20 protein-coding genes are annotated in these 19,348 nt (G+C 62.5%); 5 read left to right on the top strand and 15 right to left on the bottom strand.

Annotation, left to right across the window (positions count from 1 at the left end; all coding sequences use genetic code 11):
• Position 1: 1 nt before the first annotated feature.
• The 11 genes from ACI3KW_RS21510 to mbhE form a co-directional block, all read right to left on the bottom strand.
• Entirely contained in the window at positions 2-979 is a 978-nt protein-coding gene (locus ACI3KW_RS21510) for an ABC transporter permease (RefSeq protein ID WP_404849783.1), read from the bottom strand.
• Positions 980-1,149: 170 nt separating this feature from the next.
• Positions 1,150-2,172 (bottom strand): glycoside hydrolase family 3 N-terminal domain-containing protein, encoded by a 1,023-nt coding sequence (locus ACI3KW_RS21515; protein WP_404849784.1) that lies wholly within the window; start codon positions 2,170-2,172, stop codon positions 1,150-1,152.
• Positions 2,173-2,193: 21 nt separating this feature from the next.
• Positions 2,194-2,682, bottom strand: a complete 489-nt coding sequence (locus ACI3KW_RS21520; RefSeq protein ID WP_404849785.1) for a GNAT family N-acetyltransferase — start codon at positions 2,680-2,682, stop codon at positions 2,194-2,196.
• A gap of 420 nt (positions 2,683-3,102) precedes the next feature.
• The gene (locus tag ACI3KW_RS21525; protein ID WP_113122707.1) at positions 3,103-3,525 is read right to left on the bottom strand and encodes a MucR family transcriptional regulator; all 423 of its coding nucleotides are present in this window, start codon (positions 3,523-3,525) and stop codon (positions 3,103-3,105) included.
• Positions 3,526-3,657: 132 nt separating this feature from the next.
• A complete protein-coding gene (mnhG, locus tag ACI3KW_RS21530) occupies positions 3,658-4,008 on the bottom strand; it encodes a monovalent cation/H(+) antiporter subunit G (protein ID WP_404849786.1) in 351 nt (116 codons plus the stop codon).
• On the bottom strand, positions 4,005-4,313 hold the full coding sequence (locus tag ACI3KW_RS21535; RefSeq protein ID WP_404849787.1) for a cation:proton antiporter: 309 nt from the start codon (positions 4,311-4,313) through the stop codon (positions 4,005-4,007). The genes mnhG and ACI3KW_RS21535 overlap by 4 nt, the downstream gene beginning before the upstream one ends.
• Positions 4,310-4,789 carry a Na+/H+ antiporter subunit E gene (locus tag ACI3KW_RS21540; protein ID WP_404849788.1) on the bottom strand — a complete coding sequence of 160 codons (480 nt, stop codon included), beginning with the start codon at positions 4,787-4,789 and terminating at the stop codon, positions 4,310-4,312. The genes ACI3KW_RS21535 and ACI3KW_RS21540 overlap by 4 nt, the downstream gene beginning before the upstream one ends.
• Positions 4,786-6,372, bottom strand: coding sequence for a proton-conducting transporter membrane subunit (locus ACI3KW_RS21545; RefSeq protein WP_404849789.1), 1,587 nt, complete (start codon positions 6,370-6,372; stop codon positions 4,786-4,788). Before ACI3KW_RS21545 ends, ACI3KW_RS21540 begins: the two co-directional genes overlap by 4 nt.
• A gap of 1 nt (position 6,373) precedes the next feature.
• Positions 6,374-6,751 (bottom strand): Na+/H+ antiporter subunit C, encoded by a 378-nt coding sequence (locus ACI3KW_RS21550; RefSeq protein WP_404849790.1) that lies wholly within the window; start codon positions 6,749-6,751, stop codon positions 6,374-6,376.
• Positions 6,751-7,170 carry a Na+/H+ antiporter subunit B gene (locus ACI3KW_RS21555; RefSeq protein WP_113122713.1) on the bottom strand — a complete coding sequence of 140 codons (420 nt, stop codon included), beginning with the start codon at positions 7,168-7,170 and terminating at the stop codon, positions 6,751-6,753. The genes ACI3KW_RS21550 and ACI3KW_RS21555 overlap by 1 nt, the downstream gene beginning before the upstream one ends.
• Positions 7,167-9,539: a hydrogen gas-evolving membrane-bound hydrogenase subunit E gene (gene mbhE / locus ACI3KW_RS21560; protein ID WP_404849791.1), complete on the bottom strand. Its 2,373-nt coding sequence runs from the start codon at positions 9,537-9,539 to the stop codon at positions 7,167-7,169. The genes ACI3KW_RS21555 and mbhE overlap by 4 nt, the downstream gene beginning before the upstream one ends.
• A gap of 208 nt (positions 9,540-9,747) precedes the next feature.
• Here mbhE and ACI3KW_RS21565 point away from each other — a divergent pair, with 208 nt between their 5' ends.
• The 3 genes from ACI3KW_RS21565 (at position 9,748) to ACI3KW_RS21575 (ending at position 13,227) form a co-directional block, all read left to right on the top strand.
• Positions 9,748-11,844, top strand: coding sequence for a S9 family peptidase (locus tag ACI3KW_RS21565; RefSeq protein ID WP_404849792.1), 2,097 nt, complete (start codon positions 9,748-9,750; stop codon positions 11,842-11,844).
• A gap of 80 nt (positions 11,845-11,924) precedes the next feature.
• Entirely contained in the window at positions 11,925-12,530 is a 606-nt protein-coding gene (locus ACI3KW_RS21570; RefSeq protein WP_113122716.1) for a superoxide dismutase, read from the top strand.
• A 151-nt stretch (positions 12,531-12,681) separates the two neighbouring features.
• Positions 12,682-13,227 carry a two-component system response regulator gene (locus ACI3KW_RS21575; protein WP_262168964.1) on the top strand — a complete coding sequence of 182 codons (546 nt, stop codon included), beginning with the start codon at positions 12,682-12,684 and terminating at the stop codon, positions 13,225-13,227.
• A 128-nt stretch (positions 13,228-13,355) separates the two neighbouring features.
• Here ACI3KW_RS21575 and ACI3KW_RS21580 read toward each other — a convergent pair whose 3' ends face one another.
• Both ACI3KW_RS21580 and ACI3KW_RS21585 read right to left on the bottom strand, forming a co-directional pair.
• Positions 13,356-13,913, bottom strand: coding sequence for a hypothetical protein (locus ACI3KW_RS21580; RefSeq protein ID WP_404849793.1), 558 nt, complete (start codon positions 13,911-13,913; stop codon positions 13,356-13,358).
• Positions 13,914-13,915: 2 nt separating this feature from the next.
• Positions 13,916-15,403 carry a helicase HerA-like domain-containing protein gene (locus tag ACI3KW_RS21585; RefSeq protein WP_404849794.1) on the bottom strand — a complete coding sequence of 496 codons (1,488 nt, stop codon included), beginning with the start codon at positions 15,401-15,403 and terminating at the stop codon, positions 13,916-13,918.
• Positions 15,404-15,548: 145 nt separating this feature from the next.
• Here ACI3KW_RS21585 and ACI3KW_RS21590 point away from each other — a divergent pair, with 145 nt between their 5' ends.
• Entirely contained in the window at positions 15,549-16,901 is a 1,353-nt protein-coding gene (locus ACI3KW_RS21590) for a TIGR03808 family TAT-translocated repetitive protein (RefSeq protein WP_404849795.1), read from the top strand.
• On the opposite strand, the gene ACI3KW_RS21595 is transcribed toward ACI3KW_RS21590, so the two are convergent.
• Entirely contained in the window at positions 16,898-17,899 is a 1,002-nt protein-coding gene (locus ACI3KW_RS21595) for an asparaginase (protein ID WP_404849796.1), read from the bottom strand. The two genes, ACI3KW_RS21590 and ACI3KW_RS21595, sit on opposite strands and share 4 nt — an antisense overlap.
• A 97-nt stretch (positions 17,900-17,996) precedes the next feature.
• Positions 17,997-18,335, bottom strand: a complete 339-nt coding sequence (locus tag ACI3KW_RS21600) for an SH3 domain-containing protein (protein WP_113122722.1) — start codon at positions 18,333-18,335, stop codon at positions 17,997-17,999.
• A 150-nt stretch (positions 18,336-18,485) separates the two neighbouring features.
• Here ACI3KW_RS21600 and ACI3KW_RS21605 point away from each other — a divergent pair, with 150 nt between their 5' ends.
• The gene (locus ACI3KW_RS21605; protein WP_404849797.1) at positions 18,486-19,343 is read left to right on the top strand and encodes an NAD-dependent epimerase/dehydratase family protein; all 858 of its coding nucleotides are present in this window, start codon (positions 18,486-18,488) and stop codon (positions 19,341-19,343) included.
• The last annotated feature ends 5 nt before the right edge of the window (positions 19,344-19,348 follow it).

Here is a 19,348-nt window from a genome sequence, read left to right on the forward strand (position 1 = left end):
CTCAGGCCTTTCTCAGGCGCGGATCGAGCAGCACATAGCTCAGATCGACGATGAAATTGGAAACCAGCATGGCGCCGGTCATGATCAGCAATTGCCCCTGGATCACCGGATAGTCCCGCGCCAGGATCGCCTGATAGAGCACATTGCCGAGCCCGGGATAGTTGAACACCACCTCGGTTACCAACGAACCGCCCAGCACCGTGCCGATGGAAATGGCCAAGGCACTGAAGGTCGGCAATAGCGCATTTCGCGCCGCATACCACAGCATGACCCGACTTTCGCCCAGCCCCTTGGCCCGGCCCATGACGATGTAATCCTCGCCCAACAGGTTGATCATATTGTTGCGCATGGTCACGGCAAAGCCGCCGACCAGCACGATGAACAGGGTCAGCATGGGCAGCGTGCCATGGCGGAGGACGCTGCCGATATACTGCGCCGAAAAGGCCGGATCGAGCATGGGATCGGCCGCATAGCCACTGGGAAACCAGCCCAGTTGGTAGCCGAAGATGAACAGCATGACGAGCGAGATGACCACGGCCGGAACCGAGCTCGAAAAGATCGCGCTCATCGAAATGAACGTATCGAGCCGGCTACCCCGCCGCCACGCCGCCAGCGCCCCCAACAAAGTGCCGCAGGTGAAGCTCAGGATGGTGGCCAGCCCCATCAGCCCCACGGTCCAGATCAGCGCCCGCGCCAGCAATTCGGTAACCGGCAGCGGGAAATATTTGATCGATACGCCCAGATCGCCGGTGAACACACTCTGCAGATAGGTCAGATATTGCTGCCACAGCGGGGCTTCGATGAAGCCGAAGGTGAGCTTGAGCGCGTTGAGATTTTCCAACGACAGTTCCGAACCGGCACTGGCGAACATCATCTGAATGGGGTCGCCGGGCATCACCCGCGGCAGGAAGAAATTGATGGTGGCCGCCGCGATGAAGGCGGCGAGGTAGAAAGCGAGGCGCCGCAGCAAGAAACTCATTTATCTATCCCTGGATGATGCGGCCCAGGCCACAGGACGAAGAGGACCACCGCCCCCAGATGCGAAGTCTATTGGAGTAGAGCCCGCGCCAGCAAGCGAAACACCCGGGGGGCAAGCCCCTGCACACATGGTTGTTGACCATCGATCGAGCCGCCCTCCCACGCATGCCGCTAGGCGATGCCGTTAGCAGCGAAGATGTCTTCTACCTCCGCGTGCAGCGCCCGCACGTCGACCCGCAAATTCCCCCGCTTGGCATTGCCGGCGGCAATGCGCTTGAGACTTGCCTCGCTGAGCGGCCGCGCGGCGCGTGCCGCAGCCTGGCTCGCGGCCAGGTCGCCCTGGCTGTGCAACGCAATGTCGTAGCCGGCGTCAAGCGCCCGGGTCACCCGCTCCGACCAGGTGCCGCTCAGTGCCTCCATGCTCAGGCAATCGGTGATCAGCACCCCGTCATAATCGAGTTCATTGCGGATCAGTTCGCACACGACCGGCGACACCGAAGCTGGCCGCTCCGCATCAAAGGCCGTGAAGATCAGATGCGCCACCATGGCCCAGGGCGTGTCCTTGAGCTGGATGAAGGGTACAAAATCGGTCGCCATCAGGTCCTCAAGCGAAGCATCGACGACGGGACAGGCGAAATGCGGATCGACGGTCACCCGTCCGTAGCCGGGAATATGCTTCATCACCGGGATTTCCCCGGTCTCGAGCATGCCCGCGATCACCTCGCGGCCCAATGCGACGATCATGTCGGTATCGGCACCGAATGCGCGCTGCCCGATCACTTCATGCATGCCCTTGAGCGCCATATCGACTACCGGCGTGCAGCCGCTGTCGATATTCAGCTCTGCCATCATCGCGCCCATGGCCTGGCTCGATAGCCGCAGCGCCCTTTTGGCCAGCTCGAAATCCTTCTGCGCCAGCGCGCCAAAGGCACCGAAGCTGCGGAACGACGGCCAGCGCCCATTGTCGAGCCGCTGCACCCGCCCGCCTTCCTGGTCGATAAACACCGCCGCGTCGTCCCGGCCCACCGCCTCGCGGAATTGTGCCGTAAGCCGCTTGGCCTGCTCCGGATTGTCCAGATTGCGCCGGAACAGGAACAGCCCATAGGGGTTGGTTTCGCGAAAAAACGCCACCTCATCGGCGGATAATTCCAGCCCCGGCATGCCGACGAACAGAGCGAGCGGTGTGCTGGCCATCAGATCTTTCCCATGAGTGTGTCAGGCTCCGGCAGCGGGTTTGATCCGCAACAGGCCCTGATAAATGTCTTCCTTGTCGGCAGCGATCGGCACGGCGCCCACCGCATTGGTGTAAAAATCCATCGGCCCCGCCGAGCCGATGATCGCATAGGCATAGCCCTGCGCCTTCATCGCGATCAGGCTGTGATAGAGTAGCGCCAGCCCGAGCTTCCTGCCGCGCATAGTTTCATGCACGCCCGTCGGCCCGAAAAAGCCTCGGGCCGTCGCGTCATAGCAGGCAAAGCCCACCAGCGTGCCGTCAATAGTGGCGATCAGGCAGCCAAGCGGCTGATGCGCCATGGCGACGGCGACTTCGCTGGCCCAATAAGCGCTGAAATTGGTACGCACCCAGTCGGTGACGATATGCTGCTCAGGCGGCAGCGCGACACGGATGCTGGCCTCGACATCGCCAACGCGCGCGGCAAGCTCGCCGAGACGCCGGGAATAAAGGTTCACAAGCAAATCGGTCATACGCGCTCGCTGCCAGGTGAGTCTGCTCGGACAATACCAATCTAGACACGCTAATACCAATTTATACCGGCTGGCAAGCAAGTGGCGGACGCTATCCAGAAACGAGTTCATTGGTGGATGAGCGATTGCGGTGCACGGCGGCGTTCATTCAACATGAGAAAAATCGCCACTAGCCCCCAAAAGCCCAAAAAGGGCCGCGCATCATCTGCGCGACCCTTTTTTGTTTCAGTGTTCGTCCCGAAATCCGCTCGGCCTTGCAGCCGAATCAAACTCCGTCTGAGGTCGGAAACCTCAACGTTCCAACGAGTGTCGTCAAAACCAACTTCTCACGGCCACACGCTGCCTGAGCGGCCGTTGAACATTTGCGTTGCGCCACCGTCCTGTTGCCGAGGACGCGGCGGATCGTAGCGCGCCGGCTGCTTAAGCAGCCTTGCGGCCCAGGCCGTTATCCTTAGCCAGCTTCGAGCGGGTTGCCGAGTAATTCGGAGCAACCATTGGGTAATCGGCCGGCAGGCCCCACTTCTCGCGGTATTCTTCCGGTGAGAGATTGTAGTGGGTGCGAAGATGACGCTTCAAAGACTTGAATTTCTTGCCATCTTCGAGGCAGATGATGTAATCGGCCGCAACAGACTTGCGCACGGGTACAGCAGGCTTGAGTTCTTCAACGGCAACGGGTACTTCGTTGTTCTGAAGAGCACGCAGGGCGCCATGAACTTCGGCGATCAGCTTGGGCAGATCAGTCGGGCTCACAGCGTTATGACTTACATAGGCAGAGACGATCTCGGTGCTGAGTTCGATCAGATCGCTCTCAAAACCGGCCGCCGTTCCGGTATTGTCGCTCATAGTTCAACCTTTCATTATTTTTATTGGGCAGCAACAAGCTAGGTCGCCGCCATCCTTCATTTCTAGTGCCGTTTATTGCCACACGCAACCCAACGTCCACAACATTGCCACCACAACAATGATGTAAAATGATCACATCAAACTTTGGCCACTTTTAGACTTGAGCTCGTCGATTTCCATCAATTTGTCGGCCCGATAGCCAGTGCGATGACTTGCCCGCGCCAAAAGGTGCGCCGAAACCGGCGTGGTCAGCAGCAGAAATCCAACGCCGATTATTGCCCGCAACGCCACCGCCGCGTCGAAGCAAACCAATGCCACGGCAAACAAAATCAATCCGCCGCCCACCGCACCCGCCTTGGATGCCGCGTGCATGCGCATATAAAGGTCAGGCAGCCGTAACACGCCGATGGCCGCGAGCAGCGTGAATATTGCGCCTGCCAGCAATGCGGCGCAGCCCAGATAAATCAGCACATCAGCGATCATGGCTGGCCCTCCCCGCCGGAGCCGCTGACCGGCCTCTGCCGCGACAGTATGTAGCGGGCAAAGCCCACCGTTGCGAGAAACCCCAAAAGCGCCAGGGCAATGGCGATATCGAGGTACAGCGTCAGCCCGGTGCGGATAGCGATGGTGCCGACAAAGCCCATGGCCGACACTGTCAATAAATCAAGCGCCAGTACCCGATCCGGCAGGCTCGGCCCGATGATGACGCGCACCACCGACAGCAGCAGCGCCAATGCCAGAATGACCAGGGCGATCATGGTCACGACAGAAAGCACGGTTGCGCTCATGCGAACACCTCCTTGACCTTGGTCTCGAAGCCTCTGGCAATATCGGCAATCAGCGCCTCGCGGGAAGAGAGCGTCAGCACATGCACGTAAAGCACGCTGCGATCGTCCGACACATCCACGCTCAGCGTGCCCGGCGTCAGTGTGATCAGATTGGCGAGCAGGGTAATTTCCGCATCCGATGTGACGGTCAACGGCACCGCGACGATGGCCGGCCGCAGTGCCGATTTGAGATCTGGCGTCACCACGACAACAGCCACGCGGATGGCGCTGAGCACCAACTCATAGAGAAACAGCAGTGCCAGCGAAGTGACTCGCCGCAATTTGCGCAAGGCGCGGGGCGGCGCGAAGGCGCTGCGCAACAGCAGGACGGCAATGGCCCCGATGGCGCCACCAAACACCAGGTTCAGCCCGGAGAAATTGCCGGTGACGGCGGCCCAGCCCAGCGCCAGGACGATAACGATGATGGCCGGGCTCATGGCGTCGCCTCCGCCAAGCCAACCGCCGCGATGTAGCGCGACGGATCGACCAGATCGGCCGCCCCGGTGCGGGCGCCTTCAAACAACAGGTTCGGCCACAGCCCGACCAGCACGATCAGCGCCGTGAGCAGGACGCTCGCACCCAGCCCCAGCCATTGGTCGCGCGCGCCCGGCTGGTGCAATGTCACGATCTCATGTTCGGAGGCCCCCTCCACGCCCGAGCGCCAGAAGATGTGCGCCCAGAGCCGCGAGCCGGCGATCAGCGTCAGTACGGCATTGGCCAGCAGCGCCAGTACCAGGACGCCATCGGCCCAGTTCCCCGCCTGTGCCTGCTGCACCCCGGCATCGAGCAGCAGCAGTTTCGGCCAGAAGCCGAGGAAAGGCGGCACGCCGGCAGTCGCCAGCACCAGCACCAGGAACAGCACCGAAAGTGGCGTGCTGGCGGCGTAAAGTCCGCCCATGAGCCGCGTATCGCGCTGCCCCGTGCGCCGCTCGATCAGCCCGGCGACGAGATACAGCGCCGTCATGGTCAGGATGGCATGGAACACATAAAGCGCCGCGCCCGCGACACCCGTCTGGGTGGACAGCGCGATACCCGCCAGCACCGCCCCGATGCCCCCGATCACCAGAAAGCCGATGGCCCGGCGCAGGTTGGTTTCGGCAATCGCCCCCAGTGGGGCAATCAGCAGCGTCACGATGGCGACCAGCAGCAGCACCGGTTCCAGAAGATCCCGGCTCGCCGGCAAAAGCTGCACCAGCGCCCGCAGCAGCGCATAGACCCCCACCTTGGTGAGCAGCCCGGCAAACAGCGCCGAGATCACCGCCGGCGGCGTGTGATACGAGGCCGGCAGCCAGGCATTGAGCGGGAACGCCGCCGCCTTCATGCCGAAAGCCAGCAGCAATAGCGCAGCGATACCGGTCAGCGCCGCCGGATTGGCCGATGTCGCCTTGCCGATAATGTCGGCCATATTGAGCGTGCCGAGCAGCCCATAGAGCAGCCCCAGCGACAGCAGGAACAGCGTGGTCGCGAGGAAATTGAGGAAGCCATATTTCACCGCGCCATCGAGCTGCAACGGCCGCCCGCCGGTGACGATCAGCCCGAAGGAGGCGATCAGCATCACCTCGAACCACACATAGAGATTGAACAGATCGCCGGTCAGAAATGCCCCGGTGACACCCGCCAACAGCAGCAATACCAGCGCATGAAAGCCATCGCCGAGCTCATCGGGCCCGCGCTCGCCCTCGGCATAGATGATGACGATCAGCGTTACGAAAGCCGCCGCCAGCGCAAAGGCCGCGCCAAAGATATCGGCGGTAAAGCTGATGCCAAAGGGCGGCAGCCACTTGCCCATGGTCATGCTCAGCGGCCCCTCGACCGCGATGCGCTGCAGCAGCGCCACCTCACAGGCAATAATGGCGATGACCACCAGACCGGCAATCAGCGCCGGCACGTGCCGGATCTGCCGCAGCATCAGCAGCAATGCCGCACCCAGCAGCGCCAGCACCAGCGGCAGCACGATGACCCAATCGGCCAGCGCCGTCGGCGCCTCGATCATTGCTGGGGGGAGGGCCAAATGATCCATCTCAATAACTCAGCGGCGGGCGCGGCGCGTCTTCGGGCTCGGCCAAGCGCATCGTGTCGGTATTGTCGGCATCGAGCCCCTGATAGGCGCGATAGGCCAGAACCAGCAAAAAGCTGAACATGGCGAAGCCGATGACGATAGCCGTCAGGATCAGCGCCTGCGGCAGCGGATTGGCAATCGGTCCGGCCGGGTGGTCGAGCCCGCCCGGCACAATCGGCGCCACTTCCCGCGTCAGCCGCCCGGCGGTGAAGATCAACAGGTTCACGCCATTGCCGAAAATGGTCACGCCCAGCAGCATGCGGATGATCGAGCGCGACAGCAGCAGATAGACGCCCAGCGCAATAAACAAGCCGACGAGTACGGCCAGTGCATAATCCATCAGCTCTCCTCCCCGCTTTGCAGAGCCAGCGCGATCGAGGTGATGGTGCCCAACACTACGAAATAGACCCCGATATCGAAAATCATCGGCGTCGAAAGCGGGACAGTCGTGTCGCCCAGATCGAGATAGAGCCAGATACTGGTCATGAAGGGCGAGCCGGTAAAGGCCGAGGCCAGCCCGGACAAAGCCGCCGCGAACACCCCTGCCCCCGCCAGCGCCAGCGGATCGACCCGCAGCGCCTTGCGTGCTGTCTCGACCCCCGCCGCCATGCCCCAGATTGCCAGGGCGGAGGCTGCGATCAACCCGCCGATAAAGCCGCCGCCCGGCTCGTTATGCCCGCGCAGGCAGACATAGACCGAGAACATCAGCATGATCGCCACGATCAGCGGCGCGATGGTGCGGAAAATCACCGTGTTCATGATGCCGCCTTCCGCGCCCGTGCAGGCTTGGTCGGCGCAGCCTTCTTGCGCCGCAGCAGTGCGAGGATGGCAAGGCCCGCCCCCATCACCACCGAGATTTCACCCAGCGTATCAAAGCCGCGATAGTCGACCAGGATAACATTGACGATATTGGCACCATGCGCGATGGGCACGCTGGTGGCGGTGAAGAAATCGCTGAGCCGCGTATCGAGCGTGCCCGAGAGCACCACCATCAGCGCCAGGCTCACCCCGGCGCCGCAGACCAGCGCCAGGGTGCCGTCGCGCGCCAGATCTTCGAACGGCCGATGATCGCGCTCGTCGAGGCGCAGCCGCGTCATAACCAGCGCCAGGATCACCACCGACAGCACTTCGACCATGAATTGGGTAAAGGCCAGATCGGGCGCGCCAAACAGCAGGAAGATCAGCGCCACCGCCGTTCCCTGAATGCCCAGCGAAACGATGGCCACCAGCCGGTTGCGTGCCACCAGCACCGCGCCGAGCCCCACGACGGCCAGCAGCGCCACCGCCCATTCATAGGGCCGCAAATCTGGCCAGGCCAGCCGCGCCGACCAATCTCCCAGGTCGGACAGCGGCAGCAGCGCATCGATCCCGCCCAGCGCCAGCAACGGCACAAACAGGGCCAGCGCCAGCATGGCAAACACCGTCACCAGATAAAGCTCCAGCCGCCCATGATGCAGCGCCCGCGTCACCGCTCCGGCAAAGCGGATCAGTCCGAACATGACCCCATCGAATACCTGATCGGCCGTCCACAGCGCGGAACTTGCCCGCCGCAGCAGGGTGCGGATCGTCGCCGCCTGCTGATAGACCAGCACGGCCAGAGCCCAGGTCAGAACCGACAGCCACAGCGCAATACTCGCCGGATTGATCAGCAGCGTCAGATGGCTCGGCACCGGCGCGCCCATGATCGCCGTCGCCCCCGGCTCCAGCACCGAATGGCCGAACCAATCGGTCATTACCGCCGCAACAACGCCGGCCGCGCCCAGCACCAGCGGCCCGGTCAGCATGGCAATCGGGGCTTCATGGGCCGCTTTTGGCGTCGTCACTTCCGCTCCGAGGAACGGCTTGATCGCTACCAGCAGGCCCACCGCGCCCAGCAGCACATTGCCCGCCACCAGCACGGCCAAAGCAAAAATATCCTGCCACGGTCCGTCACTCAGCCCGGCATACATTTCTTCCTTGGCGAAAAAGCCCAGCGTAAACGGCAGGCCGAACATGGACAAAGCCGCCAAAGCCGCGCCGATAAAGGTCAGCGGCATGCGATCGGCCAACCCGCCAAGCGCGGTGATATTGCGTGTGCCCGTCTCATGGTCGATGGCACCTACCACCATAAAGAGCGCCGCTTTGTAGAAGGCATGCGCCACGAAATAGACGATCACGGCCGCCGTCGCCGTCTCACTGCCCAGCCCGATCAGCATCACCAAGAGCCCGAGCGAGGCAATCGTGGTTTGCGCCAGCATCTGCTTGAGATCGGTCTGCCGCAGCGCCGCCAGCGCCCCCCAGAGCAGCGTAGCCCCGCCAAACACCAGCAGGATCGTGCTCCAGGCCGCAGTGCCGCCCAAAGCCGGCGACAGTCGCGCCAAAAGATACACACCGGCCTGCACCATGGTCGCAGAATGCAGAAACGCCGAAACCGGCGTCGGCGCCTCCATGGCATTGGGCAACCAGAAATGGAACGGCACCTGCGCCGATTTGGTGAAGGCGGCGAGGAGGAAACACGCCAGCACCAGCCCGTAAAGCGGCTCGCCCGCCAGACTCCCCAGCGCCGAAACTTCCCAGCTGCCCGAAAGCTGCCGCACCAGAATGGCCCCGGCCAGCAGCGCCATGCCGCCAATATTGGTGATCACCAGCGCCTGGATTGCCGCCCGCCGCGCCGCCTGCCGGCTGTGATCGAACCCGATCAGCAGGAAGGACGTGACCGAAGTCAGCTCCCAAAAACCAAACAGCGCCAGCATGCTATCGGCCAGCACCAGCCCCAGCATGGCGCCCATAAAGGCCAGCATGAACCCCATGAACCGGCCCAGATGCACATGGCCTTTGAGATAGGCGGGCGCGTAGAGCGCGATCAGCGCACCGACGCCGGAAATGGTCAGCGCAAAGGTCAGGCTCAGTCCATCGATGAGAAACGACAGCTTGAGCCCATAGGCCGGTACCCAATCGATTGCCGTGGCGACGGTTTGCCCATCAGCAACCGCACCGAGGAATTGCAGCAGAAACACAAAAATAGCGGCTGGCACCAAAGCAAGCAACCAGCCGAGAATGGGCGCCGCAACGCGATGCAGCAGCGGCGCCAGCAGGGCGGCAATAAAGGGCGCAATTGCCACCAGCGCTATGCCCGCATTCAATTCCAAGCCCCGGCCCTCCGCGCGATTCTGTGTTGGCGATGTCCAGGCCAGACCTTAGCGAATGAGTCGGACGTCACAAGCTAAACCGGTTCACAGGTGTCCGACTTCTGGGGAAAGCGTGCCCTCGCATTCGCCGCAATCGAACCTACATCTCCCCCTACCCGCCAGCGTCACAACGCACTAGTCTCCGCCCGCCTCCCAACCGGACCTGCCCATGACCAAGCTCACGCCGCCCGTTGCCGCCAAGAAGCCCCACTTCGCGACCCATCACAATGATCGCCGCGACGATCCCTATCATTGGCTGCGCGCGCTCAACTGGCAGGAAGTGATGCAGAAGCCCGAGACGCTGGACCCGGAAATCCGCGCTTATCTCGACGCCGAAAACAGCTTCTACGAGAGCGAATTCGGCAAGCCGACTGCGGCCCTGCAGGAGGTGATCTACAAGGAAATCCGCGGCCGCATCAAAGAAGATGACAGCGGCATTGCCTCCCCCGATGGCCCCTTCGCCTACAATTCGCGCATGCTCGAGGGCAAGCAATATCCGCTGATCGTGCGCACCCCGCGCAATGGCGGCGAAGAGACCATTCTGCTCGATTGCAATGTGGAAGCGGGCGACGGTTATTTCGGCTTTGCCGGCGCCGAGCATGATCGCTCGCACCGCTATCTCGCCTGGGCCGCCGACCGCGCCGGCTCGGAATATTATGACATCGTCATCCGCGATCTCGATACCAGGGTGGACAGCGCCGAGATCATCAAGGAAACCGCCGGCTCCTATGTTTGGAGCAACGATTCCAGCGCGCTCTACTACACCGAATATGACGACAATCACCGCCCCTACCGAGTGCGCCTCCACACTATCGGCACCGATCAGGCCAGCGACCCGATCATCTTCGAAGAAAAAGACCCCGGCTTTTTCGTCGGCGTTGGCCGCACCCAGTCCGACAAATTCATCGTCATCGATGCCCATGACCACCAGACCAGCGAATGCTGGCTGATCGATGCCGAATTGGGCGGCGAACCGCGTCTCGTTGCCCCGCGTGTCACCGACCGGGAATATGACATCGAGGAGCGCGATGGCCTGCTCTACATCCGCACCAATGCCGACGGCGCCGAAGACTTCAAGGTCGTCACCGCGCCCGTGGACAATCCCGGCGCTGACAACTGGACCGATCTCATCCCCCATGAACAGGGCGTGCTGATTCTCGACACCATCGTGATCAAGAACCATTTGCTGCGCCTCGAACGCCACGAGGGCCTGCCGCGCATCGTGGTGCGCGACCTGCGCAGCCACAAGGAAGAGACCGTCAAATTCGACGAGGAGGCCTATTCGCTGGGCATGTCGGTCGGCTACGAGTTCGACACTTCGGTGTTCCGCCTCACCTATGCCTCGCCCACCACGCCCTCGCGCACCTTCGATGTGGACCTCGACACCGGCGCCCGCACCCTGCTCAAGGAGCAGGAAGTGCCCTCCGGCCACAACCCGGACGATTACGAAACCCGCCGCCTCTTCGCCACCGCGCCCGATGGCGAGCAGGTGCCCGTCACTGTGCTCTATCGCAAGGGCACCAAGCTCGATGGTTCCGCCCCGGCTTTGCTTTACGGCTACGGTGCTTATGGCATGTCCATGCCGTCATCCTTCTCGATTTCGGCGCTCTCACTGGTCGATCGCGGCTTCATCCATGCCACGGCGCATATTCGCGGCGGCATGGAAAAGGGCTATCGCTGGTATGTCGGCGGCCGCCGCGAGAACAAGACCAACACGTTTACCGATTTCATCGCCGCGGCCGAAATGCTGATCGAAAGGGGCTATACGTCCAAGGGGCGCATCGTCGCCCAAGGCGGGTCGGCCGGTGGCATGCTGATGGGCGCCATCGCGAACCTGCGGCCCGACCTATGGGGCGGCATTCTCGCGCAGGTGCCGTTTGTCGACGTGCTCAATACCATGCTGGACGAAACCCTGCCGCTCACTCCGCCCGAGTGGCCCGAATGGGGCAATCCGCTGGCATCGGCCGCCGACTATGCTCGCATCGCCGCCTATGCGCCCTATGAACAGGTCGCCGCACACGACTATCCGCCGATCTTTGCACTGGCGGGCCTGACCGATCCGCGCGTCACCTATTGGGAACCCGCCAAATGGGTGGCCAAGCTACGCGCAACCAAGACGGGCAATGCCCCATTATACCTCAAGACCAATATGGGCGCCGGCCATGGCGGCGCTTCTGGTCGTTTCGATCGTCTCAAGGAAACCGCCGAGTGCTATGCTTTTGCGCTGAATGCGGTTGGATTGGAAGGCAGTTTCCCTGCCAACTGATTGTTGTGGCGTCATAATCGGCTTATACATTCCTCGAACCTACCTCAGCGTCTAATCCCCAAAAGAAAACGGAGGCCTTCATGTCCACCAAGTTTACTCTGCCGTCCCTGCCCTATGCCTATGATGCACTGGGCCCCTACATGTCGGCCGAAACGCTTGAGTTCCACCACGACAAGCACCACCAGGCCTATGTCACCAATGGCGAAAAGCTGCTTGAGGGCTCGGGTCTCGAAATCCTGCCGCTCGAGGACATCGTCAAGGAGGCCTATGGCAAGAATGCCGGCCTCTTCAACAATGCCGGCCAGCATTACAACCACGTGCATTTCTGGAACTGGATGAAGCCCAATGGCGGTGGCAACAAGCTGCCGGGCAAGCTGCAGGCGGCAATCGATTCCGACCTGGGCGGCTTTGACAAGTTCCGTGCCGATTTCATCGCCGCCGGCACCACCCAGTTCGGCTCCGGCTGGGCCTGGCTCGCGCTCAAGAACGGCAAGCTCGAAGTCACCAAGACCCCGAATGGGGAAAGCCCGCTGGTCCATGGCGGCCATCCGCTGCTGGGCGTGGATGTGTGGGAGCACTCCTATTACATCGATTACCGCAATGCCCGCCCGAAATATCTCGAGGCCTGGTTCGACAATCTGGTCAATTGGGAACATGTCGAACTGATGTTCGAAGAAGCCAAGTAAGCCTCTTCAAGGCAAAAGCCCGCCGCGCACCGCGCCGGCGGGCTTTTTCATGCCTGTGGATTTCCCCCTACGAATTATCCCATTTTGGAACCGGCCCCTACCGCTCCACGTTGCCGCATGTTAACGGATTGTTAACTTTGGGGTTTACTGCGTGACTGAGCCGGTAAAAGTCGTTGCCATCATCGCTGCGAATACCGCGCTCTCCTCACTGTTGAGCATGGTGGTCGCCGGCGACACGCGCCTCAAAGTCCGCCAGTTTGATAATGAAGCGGCCCTGCTCGCCTATATGCATCTGGCGCCCGTCGATATTCTGGTCTGCGATTTCGACCGCGAAGGCCGCCCGGCCTATGAAATGGTCGAGGCTATCCGCCTCAACACGGCCCTGGTTTCCCGCGACGTGCCGGTCATCGCGCTGACCCGCACCATTACCCCGCCCATGCGCCATCAGGCCATCAGCGCCGGCATTGACGAAGTCATCATCAAACCGATGTCGCCGCGCCACCTGTTGCAGCGCGTCCAGTCACGCCTGCGCAATCGCAGCGTCGTGGGGATCCTGGGCGGCTATCGCGGCCCCGACCGCCGCAACCGCATTGCCACCGTCGTGCCACGTCCGGTACCAACCCGCCGCTCCACCGACAACGTTATTCCCCTCTTCCCCGACCGCCGCAAACCCCAGCATCCGGGACTTGAGGGCTGAACTAGCACGAACTCCCCCAAGAGGTCATGGTGAGCCAGTCGAACCACGAGGTCGAGTGAGTGGAGGCTTGAGTGCTACGACCTCGCCCTCAGGAGGTGCGGGGTTGAACGAAGGGCGGATGAGCGCCCCTACCGCTCCACCAACCGGCTCACCCGGCTCCACAAATCCTCGACTGAATCGGCAAACTGCACCACCCGGTCATGCCCAGGCAGGCCCGGTGACAGCACATCGGCGGCGTAGCCGCGCATCACCTCATAGGCCTTGTGCCGGTTGAGCATGACCACCGGGCAATTCCGCCCCAGCGCCCGCGCCGCCGTCCACACGCCGAACAGGTTTGACACCGAGGCCAGCGATCCCGGCAACGCCACCAGCGCATCCGCCAATTGTGCCACCCGGCCAATACGCTCCGCAGGTTCAGCGATCACCTCCATCGCCACCCCGGCCAAGGCCGAGGGCAAGACGATGCTGGCGTCAGCAATTAACTGCACTGTGCCACCCGCAGCGCGGGCCGCCGTGATCAGCGGCACCGGGATGACGCCCTTTTCAACCAGGCAAATGATGCTCGCCCCGCGCCGGGCGAAATAGGTGCCCGTCTGGCTCATCAGGCTGGCGCGTTCAGCGTCGCCCGGCCCCTTGTCCGAGGCGAAGACCGCCAGAACCGGCGCGGCGGCAGCAATATCGTTCATAATCAACGGCCGCGCTTGAGGCCGCCGAGAATGCCGCGCACCAGCGCGTTCCCCAGTCGATTGGCCACCGTGCGCGCCAGCGAATTCATCGCCGCTTCGGCCGGCGATTGCCGGCTCGAGGCACGCGTCGCCTTGGGCTCCTGGTAGGTGCGTTCCACCTTGGCCCGCTCGTCCTGCACCCGCTGCTGTTCCTCGGCCTGCTGCTTTTCCTGTGCTTTGCGCGCCAGCACCTCAAATGCCGAGTCGCGGTCGATCACGGTGTCGTACAGCCCGGCTACCGGCGAATTGGCGATGATGGCGCGACGCTCCTCGGGCAGCAACGGCCCGACCTGCGCCGAAGGCGGCCGGATCAGTGTGCGCCCCACCATGGAGGGCACGCCCTTGTCTTCCAGCAGCGACACCAGCGCCTCGCCAATACCCAATTGGGTGATCACTTCGGCCGTCGAAAAATCGGGATTGGGCCGGAACGTGTCGGCCGCCACGCGCACCGCCTTCTGCTCGCGCGGCGTATAGGCGCGCAGCGCGTGCTGTACGCGGTTGGACAATTGCGCCAGCACGGTCTCGGGAATGTCGACCGGATTCTGCGTCACGAAATAGACGCCAACGCCCTTGGAGCGCACCAGCCGCACCACCTGCTCGACCTTGTCGACCAGCACCTTGGGGGCATCGTCGAACAGCAGATGCGCTTCGTCGAAAAAGAACACCAGCTTGGGCTTGGCCGGATCGCCAACTTCCGGCAGCGCCTCGAACAGTTCGCTCAGCATCCACAACAGGAAGGTGGCGTAAAGGCGCGGCGCCCGCATCAGCTCGTCCGCCGCCAGGATCGAAATGAAGCCCTTGCCATCGCGGTCGGTCCGCATCAGGTCCTGGATATCGAGCGCCCGTTCGCCGAAGAAATTCTCTGCCCCCTGCTGTTCCAGCACCAGCAAAGCGCGCTGGATCGAGCCAATGGAGGCCGTCGAAACATTGCCATAGCGGGTCGAGATTTCCTTGGCCCGCTCTTGCAGGTCGACCAGCAACGCGCGCAAATCCTTCAGGTCGAGCAGCAGCAGCCCTTCATCATCGGCCACCTTGAAGGCGATGTTGAGCACGCCTTCCTGCGTATCGTTCAGTTCCAGCATGCGGCTGAGCAGCAGCGCGCCCATCTCCGAAATGGTGGCACGAATCGGATGACCCTGTCGGCCGAACAGGTCCCAGAAGATCACCGGGAACACATCGTCCTTGTAATCGGTGAAGCCGATAGCCGCGGCCCGCTCGGTCTGCCAGCCCTGCGCCTTGCCCATTTTGCCGACGCCGGATAGATCGCCCTTGATGTCAGCGGCAAACACCGGAACGCCCGCTGCCGAAAACCCCTCGGCCATCACCTGCAGTGTCACCGTCTTGCCGGTGCCGGTTGCGCCGGTCACCAGGCCATGCCGGTTGCCGTATTTGAGCGCCAGATATTCGGGATGCGTGCTTTGGCCGAGATAAATCTTGTCGTCGAGCAGCATGTCGCATCCCCTTCATGTTCCCAAGCCTTATAGCCGCCCGCCGCGCACGCGGACAAGCCAAAGGCTGATAATCATAACTTGGGAAACGCTTCGCCCCGTCGGCCGCCCTCCTGTACTTTGACCCCATCAAGTGGGGGGATAGCGCATGGCCGGGATTTCATTGCTCAACCGTCGTCAGGCGCTGGCCGGCATTGGCATGGCCAGCCTTGCGGTCACCGCCGCCCACGCCGCGGCCCCGCTCAATGCCGAGAATTTCGGCGTCATTGCCGCCCTGCCCGATGACCAGAGCAAGGCCATGCAGGCCGCGCTCGATGCCGCAGCCGCCCAGGGCGCCACGTTGCTCCTGCCCGCCGGTGCGATTTTTGTGCGCGATCTACAATTGCCCGGCCAGCTGAGCATTGAGGGCGTGCCCGGCGCCACCCAGCTCACAACCTGGAATGGCGGCCGCATTGCCCAGGCGCGCAATGTATCGAACCTCGTGCTGCGCGATATCGGCTTTGATGCCCGCAATACCGGCACGATCGACGGCGACGCCCTGCTCGACATTACCGGCAGCCATGCCATCACCCTCGAGCGTTGCAGCTTTGCGAACAGCCCCGCCAGCGCGTTGCGCATCACCGATTCGGGCGTCACCGTCACCAATTGCAATTTCGCCCGCCATGCCGACGCCGCCATTCACGCCATGGACAGCCGCGGCCTGCTGATTACCGGCAATTCCATCAGCGACTGCGGCAATGCCGGCATCCGCATCTGGCGCAGCGCCTCTGGCGCCGATGGCTCCATCATCACCGGCAACCGCATCGCCAAGGTCGATTGGCGCGGCGGCGGCAATGGCCAGAACGGCAATGGCATCAATGTGTTCCGGGCCGACGAGGTGATCGTGGCCGATAACCACATCGCCGATTGCGCCTTCTCCGCCATTCGCCTCAACGCTACCAATAATAGCCAGGTCTCGGGCAATATGTGCCTGCGCTCCGGCGAGGTCGCCATCTTCTCCGAGTTCGGATTCTCCGGCTCGGTCATCGCCAACAATATCGTGGATGGCGCCGCCGGCGGCATTTCCATGACCAATCTGGATAGCGGCGGCCAGCTCGCCGTGTGCAGCGGCAATATCGTGCGCAACATCACCCCGCTTTCACTGGTCAATCCCGACACCCGCCCCTATGGCATCGCGGCCCAGGCCGACGCTGCCGTCACCGGCAACACCGTCCAGAACGTGCCCGGCGTCGCCATTTCCGCCGGCTACGGCCCCTTCCTGCGCAATGTGATGATTTCGGGCAATGTGGTTTCCACCGCCAATATCGGCATCGCCGTCAGCGTGGTCGACGGCGCCGGCCCGGTCCACATCGCCAACAATCTCATTTCCAACGCCCGCGACCACGCCGTTGTCGGCATGGCTTGGCGCGACATCGTCGAACCCGACCTCATCACCAATGCCAATCGCTTTGCCAATGTTACCGTCGGCAGCGTGACAGTGGGGAACACGCCGCAGAGTTAAGCGACCAGCGTCCGCAGCACTCCGACATCTGCCCCGCGCACGCTTTTGATCACCTGCCCGGCAAACTTCTCTAGCACCGCCTTCTGCCCCGCATCCGGCTCGGCAAATTTCAACAGCAGCCCCGCCAGCATGGCCTGCGACGCTGCCGGATTGCCATCGTCGCATTTGATGGCATAGCCCCAGCCCTTGTCGCGGATGGCGCCGCATTGCACGCCTTCGGCGCCGATCTTCTGCATCACGCGGCCGTTGAACGCCGCCATGATCAGCGTATCGGCATGCCCCGTTCCCGCTACCAGATGCGGATGCGCCGTCGCTGCATCAAACAGCCGCCGCGCCGCCAAGCCAAGTTCCGGCGATAGTCCCTCGCCCGTCGCCATGCGCGCAAAGCCATAGGCAAAAGCCCGTAGCGGTGCCGCGAAAGTGGGGATGGAACAGCCATCCGTGCCACATTTATCTTCGGTCAGCTCCTCTCCGATCACCGCCTCGACAGCCGCCCGCACCGCCTTTTGCACCGCATGCCCGCGCCCGACATAGCCCGCGGTCGGCACGCCCATGGCCAAAGCCACGCTCAGCATGCCCGAATGCTTGCCCGAGCAATTATTGTGCAGCGCACTCGGGTCCGCCCCCGCTGCCCGCAAGGCATCGCGCGCCGCAGGATTGGTCGGCGCATGTGCCCCACATTCCAGATCGGCGACCGAAAGCCCCAGCCGGCTCAACAGCCCGCTGGCCGTCGCCACATGATCATCCTCGCCATGGTGCGAGGCACAGGCCAGCGCCAGTTCTTCACTGGTGTGGTGGAACTTTTCCTCGGCATGGCGCGCAAAAATCGGCAGTGCCTGCATGGATTTGATGGCCGAGCGCGGAAAGATCGCCCGCTCGATATCGCCCGCCGAGGCGATGATTTTGCCACTGGCATCGACCACTGCATAGGCGCCGCGGAACCGGTTTTCGACCCAGTTGCCACGTACGGTCTCGGCAAGAATGGGATTGGCGTCCATCACAAAAAACTCCGGTCCAGGCTGTCTTCACGAACAGCGCAGGACCGGAAAAGTCAACATGGCATGGGTAGGAGGCAGGCACGAAAACTTTGGGAAATCAGATGTCCCAGTCGTGGACCACGGTGAGGAATTTCGAATTCACCCAGCCGCGCGTGTCCTGGGAATCGACCAGACACCAATCGGCGCCGGCCTTGGCCTTTATACAGCGCTCGACCCAGACATGGCTGCCGGGCTCGAAGGCGCCAACCTGCTGGGAATAGGAAGCCGGCCATTTGCGCACATTGAGCTGGTCCCAATGAGCGACGCCGCTCACCTTGGCCAATTGGTCGACCTGATAGCCGGCAGCCATGGCGGGCTGCACGGCGAAAGCGCCCGCGGCGGTGATCACCAGGCCACAGAGCGCGGCGACCAAAACCTTTTCCTGATTCTTGTTCATCTGCGTCGTCCCTCGACAGAATTGCTTGTTATCGAGGACTATGCCGCCATCGCTTTGAACCGCGCCTGAGTCAGCCATTCAGAAAGTGTTCATCTTGGCGGCGCTGGCGCGGCGTGCCAGACTTGGCGCAACAAAATAGGAGAGCAATCAATGACCAAGGTTCTGGTAACCGGCGGCAGCGGCAAATTGGGTCGCGCCGTGCTGCGCGATCTGGTGGCGCATGGCTATGAGGTGCTCAATATCGACCAGCAGGCGCTGTCCGAGCCAATCTGCCCGATGGTTCGGATCGACCTCACCAATTTCGGCGAAGTCGCCGCCGCCATTCTGGGCGGGGTGGACGAGCGCAAGGGGCCGTTCGACGCCGTGGTGCATCTGGCCGCCATTCCCGCGCCGGGCCTGGCCGCCAATGCCCGCACCTTCGCCAACAACGTCACCACCAGCTACAATGTGTTCGAGGCCTGCCGCCTGGCCGACATCAAGAATGTGGTGTTTGCCTCCAGCGAAACCGTGCTGGGCCTGCCCTTCGACACACCCCCGCCCTATGCCCCGGTCGATGAAGACTATTTCCCGCGCCCGGAAAGCGCCTATTCACTGGGCAAGCTGCTCGACGAAACCATGGCCGCCCAATATTGCCGCTGGGACCCGTCGCTGCGCATGGTCGGCCTGCGCTTCTCCAACGTCATGTATCCGGAAGACTACAAGGCCTTCCCCAAATTCGACGCCGATCCGCGCAGCCGCAAATGGAATCTATGGGGCTATATCGACGCCCGCGACGGCGCCCAGGCCGTCCGCCGCTCCATCCAGGCCGATTTCACCGGCTTTGAAGCCTTCATCATCGCCAATGCCGACACTGTCATGAGCCGCTCCAACATGTCGCTCCTGGCCGAAGTGTTCCCCAATGTGGAGCAAAAGGGCAATATCGCCACCAACAGCACATTGCTGAGCATCGAGAAGGCCAAACGCCTGTTGGGCTATTCACCGCAGTTCAGCTGGCGGAACGAGGTGTGAGGCAG

The organism is Devosia sp. ZW T5_3 (assembly GCF_044987315.1).
Taxonomy (GTDB): Bacteria; Pseudomonadota; Alphaproteobacteria; order Rhizobiales; family Devosiaceae; genus Devosia.

Bases quoted from the DNA above. Each gene is read 5' to 3' on its own strand.
- ACI3KW_RS21510 (WP_404849783.1), bottom strand. From the start codon at position 979: ATGAGTTTCTTGCTGCGGCGCCTCGCTTTCTACCTCGCCGCCTTCATC.
- ACI3KW_RS21515 (WP_404849784.1), bottom strand. From the start codon at position 2,172: ATGGCCAGCACACCGCTCGCTCTGTTCGTCGGCATGCCGGGGCTGGAA.
- ACI3KW_RS21520 (WP_404849785.1), bottom strand. From the start codon at position 2,682: ATGACCGATTTGCTTGTGAACCTTTATTCCCGGCGTCTCGGCGAGCTT.
- ACI3KW_RS21525 (WP_113122707.1), bottom strand. From the start codon at position 3,525: ATGAGCGACAATACCGGAACGGCGGCCGGTTTTGAGAGCGATCTGATC.
- mnhG (WP_404849786.1), bottom strand. From the start codon at position 4,008: ATGATCGCTGATGTGCTGATTTATCTGGGCTGCGCCGCATTGCTGGCA.
- ACI3KW_RS21535 (WP_404849787.1), bottom strand. From the start codon at position 4,313: ATGAGCGCAACCGTGCTTTCTGTCGTGACCATGATCGCCCTGGTCATT.
- ACI3KW_RS21540 (WP_404849788.1), bottom strand. From the start codon at position 4,789: ATGAGCCCGGCCATCATCGTTATCGTCCTGGCGCTGGGCTGGGCCGCC.
- ACI3KW_RS21545 (WP_404849789.1), bottom strand. From the start codon at position 6,372: ATGGATCATTTGGCCCTCCCCCCAGCAATGATCGAGGCGCCGACGGCG.
- ACI3KW_RS21550 (WP_404849790.1), bottom strand. From the start codon at position 6,751: ATGGATTATGCACTGGCCGTACTCGTCGGCTTGTTTATTGCGCTGGGC.
- ACI3KW_RS21555 (WP_113122713.1), bottom strand. From the start codon at position 7,170: ATGAACACGGTGATTTTCCGCACCATCGCGCCGCTGATCGTGGCGATC.
- ACI3KW_RS21565 (WP_404849792.1), top strand. From the start codon at position 9,748: ATGACCAAGCTCACGCCGCCCGTTGCCGCCAAGAAGCCCCACTTCGCG.
- ACI3KW_RS21570 (WP_113122716.1), top strand. From the start codon at position 11,925: ATGTCCACCAAGTTTACTCTGCCGTCCCTGCCCTATGCCTATGATGCA.
- ACI3KW_RS21580 (WP_404849793.1), bottom strand. From the start codon at position 13,913: ATGAACGATATTGCTGCCGCCGCGCCGGTTCTGGCGGTCTTCGCCTCG.
- ACI3KW_RS21585 (WP_404849794.1), bottom strand. From the start codon at position 15,403: ATGCTGCTCGACGACAAGATTTATCTCGGCCAAAGCACGCATCCCGAA.
- ACI3KW_RS21590 (WP_404849795.1), top strand. From the start codon at position 15,549: ATGGCCGGGATTTCATTGCTCAACCGTCGTCAGGCGCTGGCCGGCATT.
- ACI3KW_RS21595 (WP_404849796.1), bottom strand. From the start codon at position 17,899: ATGGACGCCAATCCCATTCTTGCCGAGACCGTACGTGGCAACTGGGTC.
- ACI3KW_RS21600 (WP_113122722.1), bottom strand. From the start codon at position 18,335: ATGAACAAGAATCAGGAAAAGGTTTTGGTCGCCGCGCTCTGTGGCCTG.
- ACI3KW_RS21605 (WP_404849797.1), top strand. From the start codon at position 18,486: ATGACCAAGGTTCTGGTAACCGGCGGCAGCGGCAAATTGGGTCGCGCC.